5 protein-coding genes are annotated in these 7323 nt (G+C 59.4%); all 5 read left to right on the forward strand.

Features of this window, described 5'->3' with window-relative positions; translation table 11 throughout:
- The first annotated feature begins 7 nt into the window (after positions 1–7).
- The 5 genes from pilM to QEH54_RS15710 all read left to right on the forward strand — a co-directional run bounded on the left by pilM (position 8) and on the right by QEH54_RS15710 (position 7221).
- On the forward strand, positions 8–1684 hold the full coding sequence (pilM, locus tag QEH54_RS15690; RefSeq protein WP_309019654.1) for a pilus assembly protein PilM: 1677 nt from the start codon (positions 8–10) through the stop codon (positions 1682–1684).
- Positions 1685–1692: 8 nt separating this feature from the next.
- Entirely contained in the window at positions 1693–2688 is a 996-nt protein-coding gene (locus tag QEH54_RS15695) for an Amuc_1100 family pilus-like protein (protein WP_309019655.1), read from the forward strand.
- Entirely contained in the window at positions 2681–3628 is a 948-nt protein-coding gene (locus QEH54_RS15700) for a hypothetical protein (protein ID WP_309019656.1), read from the forward strand. The genes QEH54_RS15695 and QEH54_RS15700 overlap by 8 nt, the downstream gene beginning before the upstream one ends.
- A gap of 40 nt (positions 3629–3668) precedes the next feature.
- Positions 3669–6206 (forward strand): hypothetical protein, encoded by a 2538-nt coding sequence (locus QEH54_RS15705; protein ID WP_309019657.1) that lies wholly within the window; start codon positions 3669–3671, stop codon positions 6204–6206.
- A 124-nt stretch (positions 6207–6330) separates the two neighbouring features.
- On the forward strand, positions 6331–7221 hold the full coding sequence (locus QEH54_RS15710) for a 5'-3' exonuclease H3TH domain-containing protein (protein ID WP_309019658.1): 891 nt from the start codon (positions 6331–6333) through the stop codon (positions 7219–7221).
- Positions 7222–7323: the final 102 nt, after the last annotated feature.

Genomic DNA, 7323 nt, shown 5'->3' on the forward strand with positions numbered 1-7323 from the left:
CTTCGGTATGCCTTCCTCCAACTTTCTAGCCATTAGCTGTGGCGCTCGCCATCTGTGTTCGGTTCATCTGAAGATGAATCCCAGCGGGCGATGCGAGCTACTGGATTATCAGGTGGACCTGGTCGATTTCTCCTCGAACGATCCGCTGCTGTGGTTGAAAGCCACATCGTCCCACTTGGATTCGGTGGCCTTGCGCTTTGGCAACGACATGCCGGCTGGGTTCGTCATCCCGGGACATGTGGCCTTGTCGAAATACCTGAAGATTCCCCAGGTCGCGTCTGGCAAGCGTGACAAGATCGTGGCTTTCGAAGCCCGGCAAAACATCCCTTATCCCATCGCGGAAGTGACCTGGAACCACGCTGTGGTGGAGGAGGACAGCCTGGATTTCGAAGTGTTGATCGGGGCGACTCGTACTGAGATCGTCGATACGATCGCTCGCTACGCCAGGGACTCCGAAATCGATCTCCGGTGCATCGAGCCATCCAACGCGGCCCTGATAAACGGGTTTCGCTACAACTACGCGGATCAAGACGGGTGTTCGATGCTGCTCTCGATCGGTGCCAAGTCCACCGACATCATCTTCGTGGAAAAAGGGCGCTACCATTCGCGCAACGTGCCCTTCGGCGGGCAAGGCTTGAGCGTCGATATCGCGGAATCGCTGAACGTGCCGATGAGCGAGGGGGAACGCGTCAAGCTTTCCGCGATCGCGGGAGAGGCGCTTTCGACCGAGGAATTCTCCGCCTTCGAGGCGGCTCAGCGAGGTTTTTTCAATCGGCTGGTCACGGAGATCACGCGCACCTCTGCGGTGGTGAGACGCCAGGGGTTCGCCTTCGAGCCGAGCTCCTGCTTTCTGACCGGTGGCGGAGCCCAGCTCCCGGAGCTGATGAATCTGCTCGAAGCTCGATTGCGATATCCAGTTCGCAACTACGAACCGTTTCGCAAAATAGATGTATCCGATGAAAGAATACAAGGAACGCTTGAGTCGGATGCTCATTTTCTATCCGACGTCGTGGGGTTGGGCGTGGGGCGCTTTCTTCCCGATTCCATCAGCCTGGATCTGACACCTCGCAGCATCGTCTGGCAGCGAAAGTTCCGCCGGCAGCAGCCGTTTTTTCTACTGGCCGGACTGGTCGCTTGCGGAGCCATCGGACTGCCCATATTCAACGCAGCCTTGGAGATCCGGACCTACGAGCAGGAGCTTCAGAATCTGGACGTTCAAGTGAGTCCGTTGAGCCGCCTCAATCAGCAGATCTTCGAGCGCTCCGCTGAGATCAGGCGTTTGAAGGAAGCGATCGAGAAGTCGGCCACGCTCGCTGAAACCCGCCTGAGCTGGATGGTGTTGCTGAACGACTTGCAGGATCGCCTGCTGCAGGTGGAGGATGTCTGGCTGGATAAGCTGCGGCTCGATCGGCCGGAGCCGCTCGCCCCGACCGGCAACGGTCGTGTCCGTGTCCAGTCGACGGATACAAAGACGCGACTGCGACTCCAAGGGCGATTGATCGACGTCTACAATCCGGTTTCCAGCGTCAGTCCGGACTCCTACGAGCGGGTGAAGGCGCTGCTGGAGAACTTTCGCGGTTCGGAGTTTGTGGAAAGCTTGGAGGACGAGCGCTTCGACTACTCCGTTCCGGGCATTCTGGCGTTCGATTTCACGCTGGTGATCGATGAGGAGGTGTCGCTATAGCGGTCGCGATGGAGTTCTTTAAACGAAATCCCGTGTTCTACACTGCCTTGTTCATCTTGCTCGCCATCGCTGTAGCGGGGCTTTGGATACTGGCTCGATTGGACGGGAGGCTGAGGGAGCTGAAGGCTGACTATCGAACGATGTCGGAAAAGTACGATCGCTACCTGGCGGCTCGTCCTTCGCCGACGCGCTCGAATCTCCAGGCTCTCAAGGAAAACTACGAGGAGCTCTACGATGCCTACCAGAAGACCCTTCGCTCCCTGAATCTGAACACCTACGACCGGGAGGAGTTTTTCGGCCGCACGCCCGTCTCCCGCGCCGATTGGTCATTCGAGCTGCACAAGTTCAAGGAGAACGCCCGCTACGCCGCGTTGAGCAACGGGGTGGAATTGCCGGCTAGCGTGCACTTCGGATTCGAGGACTATGCGGACGGGGGGCCTCCGCCTAAGGACAAGGAGTTGGTGCATCGACAGGTCATGATCATGTCGGATCTGCTCGCTACCCTGTTCAGCTCCGGAATCGAGTCGTTCGTCAAGATTCAGCGCGGCGTCAAAAAGGGCACGTCGAGCGCCGGTCGGGTGACGGTCAGGACCGATGAAAGGATCTACAACGAGGGAGACGAGTTTCTGGTGACGGAGGAGATGAGCGCATCGATTCCCGAGGTGATCGGCGCCCAGGCGTTTCGGGTGGTTTTCAGAGGGCAATCGATCGCTCTGAGAAACTTCCTCAATCGTCTCGCGGACTCCTCTCTGCCCTATGTGATACGGGGGGTGGAGGTCGATCTCGCCAGTGAAGGAGGAGTCAAGAAGGGCTTGAACTCCGTGATGGAAGGGGTCCGGGGCTTGGGCGAAAGTCGCTACGCGGCGGCGGATACCAGCGTGCCGATCATCGCCGACAACACCTCGCTGTACGTTGTCACGATCGAGTTCATGGAATCGCTGGTGGACTTCGAGGCGCCGGAGGAACAGCAATCCGCAGTGGAAAGCGAGGCTGACGATGCGTAAGCTGCGCGTATCCGAATTTCTTGACAAACTGCTCCTGCTGGTGGCCATGCTGCTGTTCGCGTGGGTCGGCATCAGCGCCATTTTCGAGGTGAGGCGCCTGGACACGCTCTCGTCGCAAGGTCGCCCCTTGCTCTCTGAGATGGAGGTGAACGCTCCCCGATACGAGGCGACGCCCCCTGACGAGGAGCTGGTCATTTGGGATGCCCCAAAAAGTCAAAGTCGGGGCGAGGAGTGGGTGTTCGACGTTTTCACTCCGCCAGTGATCTACTACGATCCGTCGTCGCGCGAGTTCGCGGTTACGCCGCCAAACCTGCGCTCGAACGACGATGGACTCAGTCTGTGGACCCAGTTCGACCTGGAGCTGCTGGAAGTCAGGCTGCGGCCCTATCGGTTGCAGCTGGTCGGCTACGCGGGCGAACCCGGTAGCTACGTCGCCTATTTCGAACGCGTCAGCACGAGTGAAATCGTCTTGCTCAGGGAAGGGGAGGAGAACTTGGAGATCGGAGTGAGGCTGGATTCCTTCCAGGAGGAGAGAATCGAAACCATGGGCGAGGAGGAGGAAACGCCGGTGACGCAGTCCATCGGGGTGGCCCGCCTGTACGACTTCAACGATGGCAAGCAGGTCAGTTTGACCAACAAGGAAACCAAGATGTTTTCCGACTTCGAGGCCAAGATCCGGGATTTGGGAAATGGATACGTCCATTTGGTCAAGATTGGGGATCGCATCGAGCTGGAAAACTGGGATTACCTCATCGAAGACTTGTCTGTGCAGCCGGAAGGAGCCACTGTAGTAAAGGTTTCCAAGGATGGAAGCCGCCGAATTTCCCGCACCCTCATACCTGCCGTCAAAACGGATCCCAATGCCCGTCGTTCGCGAGCGTCCGATCCCGCCTCCTCCAGCCCTTTCTCCCCTCGCCCCGATAGAAGCGCCCGTCCCTGACGGATTTCCGCTCTCCTAGGTTCGAACAACTCCCACCGTCATGATGAAACCAAATCGCCTCCTCCGCCGAACCCTTTGCCTCCTGTTCTCGTTCGCCGCCTTGCTCGCGACCGTCGAGACTCTCGCCCAGAGCGACACGGAAACCAAGATCAAGCTGATGACCGAGGCCCTGCAGGCCCGAGATTCCGGAAACCTGGTCCTGGCCAAGGAGAAGCTCGAAGCGCTGCTGGTCATCGCTCCCAACGACGCCTCGGTCAAACGCATTCTCGGCGGGGTTGAGCGCATGATCGAGAGGCAGAGCGACGCGGGCGCGGATTCCCGGCCTGCGGAGGTGGATCGGCTGGCGGCTCTCAGAAGCGAAGCGGAATACTTGGCCCAGCTGGAGACTGAGCGCATCGAAAAAGCCATGCAGGAGGCCCGCAACACCCGGGAGGCGGCGCGTCGCCAAGCGAATCGCGGCGAATACGATGCAGCTTTGGCCACCATCAACCGCGCGATCTCATCGCTCGAGCCCAATCCCATGACTCAGGTGCTGATCGAAGAGATGAAGCGTGACGAGCGAGAGTTCCTGCGTCAGCGCTCTCAGTACGCGGTCGATGCCATGAGCGGTTCTCCAGGCTCCCTTTCCATCCACGAGGCGAGCCCCGACTTCGTGAAACTGCAGCAGCAGATCGACGTGCTTCATCTCCGCGGTCGCAGCCAGTTCTTCGCAGGGGATCTCGAGGGCGCCGAGGCGACCTTCAAGCAGATCGAGGCCCTGGACCCCAACAATGCGATGGCTAAGAATTTCCTCATTCGCATCGCCCGCGAGCGCCAGTCCGTAGGGCACCTGAACAAGATGAAGACGCGCGAGCAGCTGCTGCAGGAGGTTTCGAACGCCTGGCAGCGCCCCGGCATCTACGAAGAGCGACCCGGTATTGAAACGGTGGATGCGAAGTCGATTCCACTCAACGAGAAGTTGAACCGAATCCAGATTCCCAGTGTGAACTTCACCGAAGTGGAGCTTAGCAAGGTGGTGAACACGCTCAGCGCCATTTCCGAACAGTTCGATACCACGAACATTGGAACGAAGGGAGTGAACCTCGTGCTGATCGATCCGGATCGCGCGAACCCGACGGTGAACATCACCCTGCGCAACCTTTCCCTGAAGCGCATCCTGGACTTCATTGTCGACTCCGTCGGCTATCAATACGAGGTCGACGCTGACGCCGTGGTGGTTCGCCCAGGAGGGGATCATTCAAATCTGGATACGGAGTTCTTTCCCATCTCCCGCTCGACGGTCATTCGCATGACGGGGGGCTTGACCGGTACCTCCGGCGGACTCTTCAACGATCCGTTCTACTCCGACGACGGTTCGCGCATTCGCGATGGTGGCGTGGCCAGCGAAGCTCAGGCCATACGGAATTTCCTGCAGCAAGCGGGGGTCGATTTCGCGGGCATCGAGGGAAGCACGCTGGCCTACGACGGATCGGCAATGATCGTGACGCAAACCTCCCGCAACATCGATCGTATCCGAAATATACTGAACCGCTACACCGATGTGAAGCAGGTCGAGATCGAAGCCAAGTTTCTCGAAGTGCAGGAAGGCTCCTTGGAGGAGCTCGGATTCGATTGGATCGTGAACGAGCAAGGCTCGGGCGGCGACGAACGATGGGAGACCGGCGAGGTGTATCGCTCTTCTCTGCGACGATTGGCTCAGGCGGCCGCTCCCACCAGCGTGAGCAGCGCCATCATCGTGGACGGCGAGGAGGTTGACAGCATTTCCGCCCCCGATCTGCCTGGAGCAAATCTCCTCGGTCTGGGCGCAGATCCGTTCACCAACGTGATCGGCAGCATCGACGGAGTGGACCTGAACGTCGCGATTCGCGCTTTGTCGCAGAAGTCCGGTTCCGATCTGCTCAGCGCCCCGAAGGTCACCGTGCTATCAGGCAATCGGGCGAATATAAACGTCAGCCAGGAGTTCCGCTATCCGACGCGCTATTCAGATACGGAAAGCGATGTGGGCAGCACCAGCGGATCGCTCAATGGCGGCAGCGCTGGGGTGACCATCACCCCGGGCACTCCGGAGGATTTCGTCACCAGAAACGTGGGCGTGGAGCTCGCGGTCACTCCGATCGTGGAGGAAGACGACTACAGCATCACGCTGGATCTGAATCCGCGGGTTACGGAGTTCGAAGGTTTCGTGGAATACGGAGGGCCCAGCATCGCGATCTCTGGCGGCCGCACCGTGAAGACCCCTTCCGGATTCTATCAACCGATCTTCGCGGTCCGCGAGGTGGAAACCAAGGTGACGATCTGGGATGGAGCGACCGTAGTCATGGGTGGCATGACTCGCGAAGACGTGGTCTCGGTGGACGACAAGGTGCCGTTCCTGGGCGACATCCCCTTTGTCGGACGGCTATTCCGTTCCGAGGGAGAAAGCTCCGCCAAGCGCAACCTGCTCATCTTCGTGACCGCGAATCTGGTCAGCCCAGGCGGCTCGCCGAAGCGCCAGACCCTGCGCGGCGTGCAGCCGGGCTCGCTTTTCCAGAATCCGACTCTGGTCACGCCCAGCGGCTCGGAGTCCAGAGCGCACTGAGGTCTCGATCCTCGTCGGCGTTCGTGACAGAGCCGGACCCTTCCTCGCTCAGGCTCTTGAGAGCTGCGGTGCGGTGGGGCCGCTTTGGGTTTGAAACCAAGGCCTCGCTCCGTTGAGCTGCGTCATGGCTAACTATCTCCTCATCGACGGTTACAATATGGCGTTTCGAGCGTTTTACGCAGTCAAGGAACTGAAGCGCTCGGACGGGTTTCCGACCAACGCCCTGTACGGCTGGGTGCGCTCGATGTGGAAGCTACTCGATGATCAGAAACCGGACTTTGTCACGGTGTTTTTCGATCTCGGCGGCGCTCAGGACAAGCTGGCATTGCTGCCTGAATACAAAGCGAACCGGGCGGAAACACCGGCGGAATTTGAACAGCAGGTGCCGATCATCAAGCAGCTGACGCGGGCCATGGGTTTCGGTCTGATCGAGGAAAATGGAGTGGAGTCCGACGACCTGCTGGCAGCTTACGCCACGCGATTGACCGAGGGTGACGCTGCGGCGGTGGTGAAGATCGTGAGTGCGGACAAGGACTTCGCTCAATCGGTCACGGAGCGCATCCACCTGCTGCTCCCGCCTCCGACAGCCAATCCGCGCCTGGGCTGGCGGGAGCTTGACCCAGCTGGAGTGGAGGAGAAATGGGGTCTCCCTCCCGAGCGCATGGTCGACTACCTTTCACTGATCGGCGACACCTCAGACAACATTCCCGGGGTGCCGGGTTGCGGTCCTAAGACGGCGGTGAAGTGGTTGCTCGAATACGGATCGGTGGAAGGCGTGCTCGAGCATGCGGACTCGATTCGCCCGCCGCGTTTTCAGGCGATCTTGCCCGAGCTGGAGGAACGCTTGAAGATCAATCGGAAGATCATCGGGTTCGATCTGTCGCACCATGGTACCAGCGAACTGGATACGGGCAGCATGGACCTGCCCGCCCTATGTTCGATCCTAGAGGAAATGGAAATGAAAACCCATCTGGAAGAGGCGAAGAAGCGCTACGCTCAGGCTGAGCTGTTTTAGAAGGCCTTTTGGCGCATTGGTACGGCGATATCTCTTTAGGATTTCATTGGTAGGGCGCGACGGCCCGGCGCGCCGCATTGCAGGATCCGTTCTTGTCGGCGC

It is taken from the genome of Pelagicoccus sp. SDUM812003 (genome assembly GCF_031127815.1).
Lineage (GTDB): Bacteria > Verrucomicrobiota > Verrucomicrobiia > Opitutales > Opitutaceae > Pelagicoccus.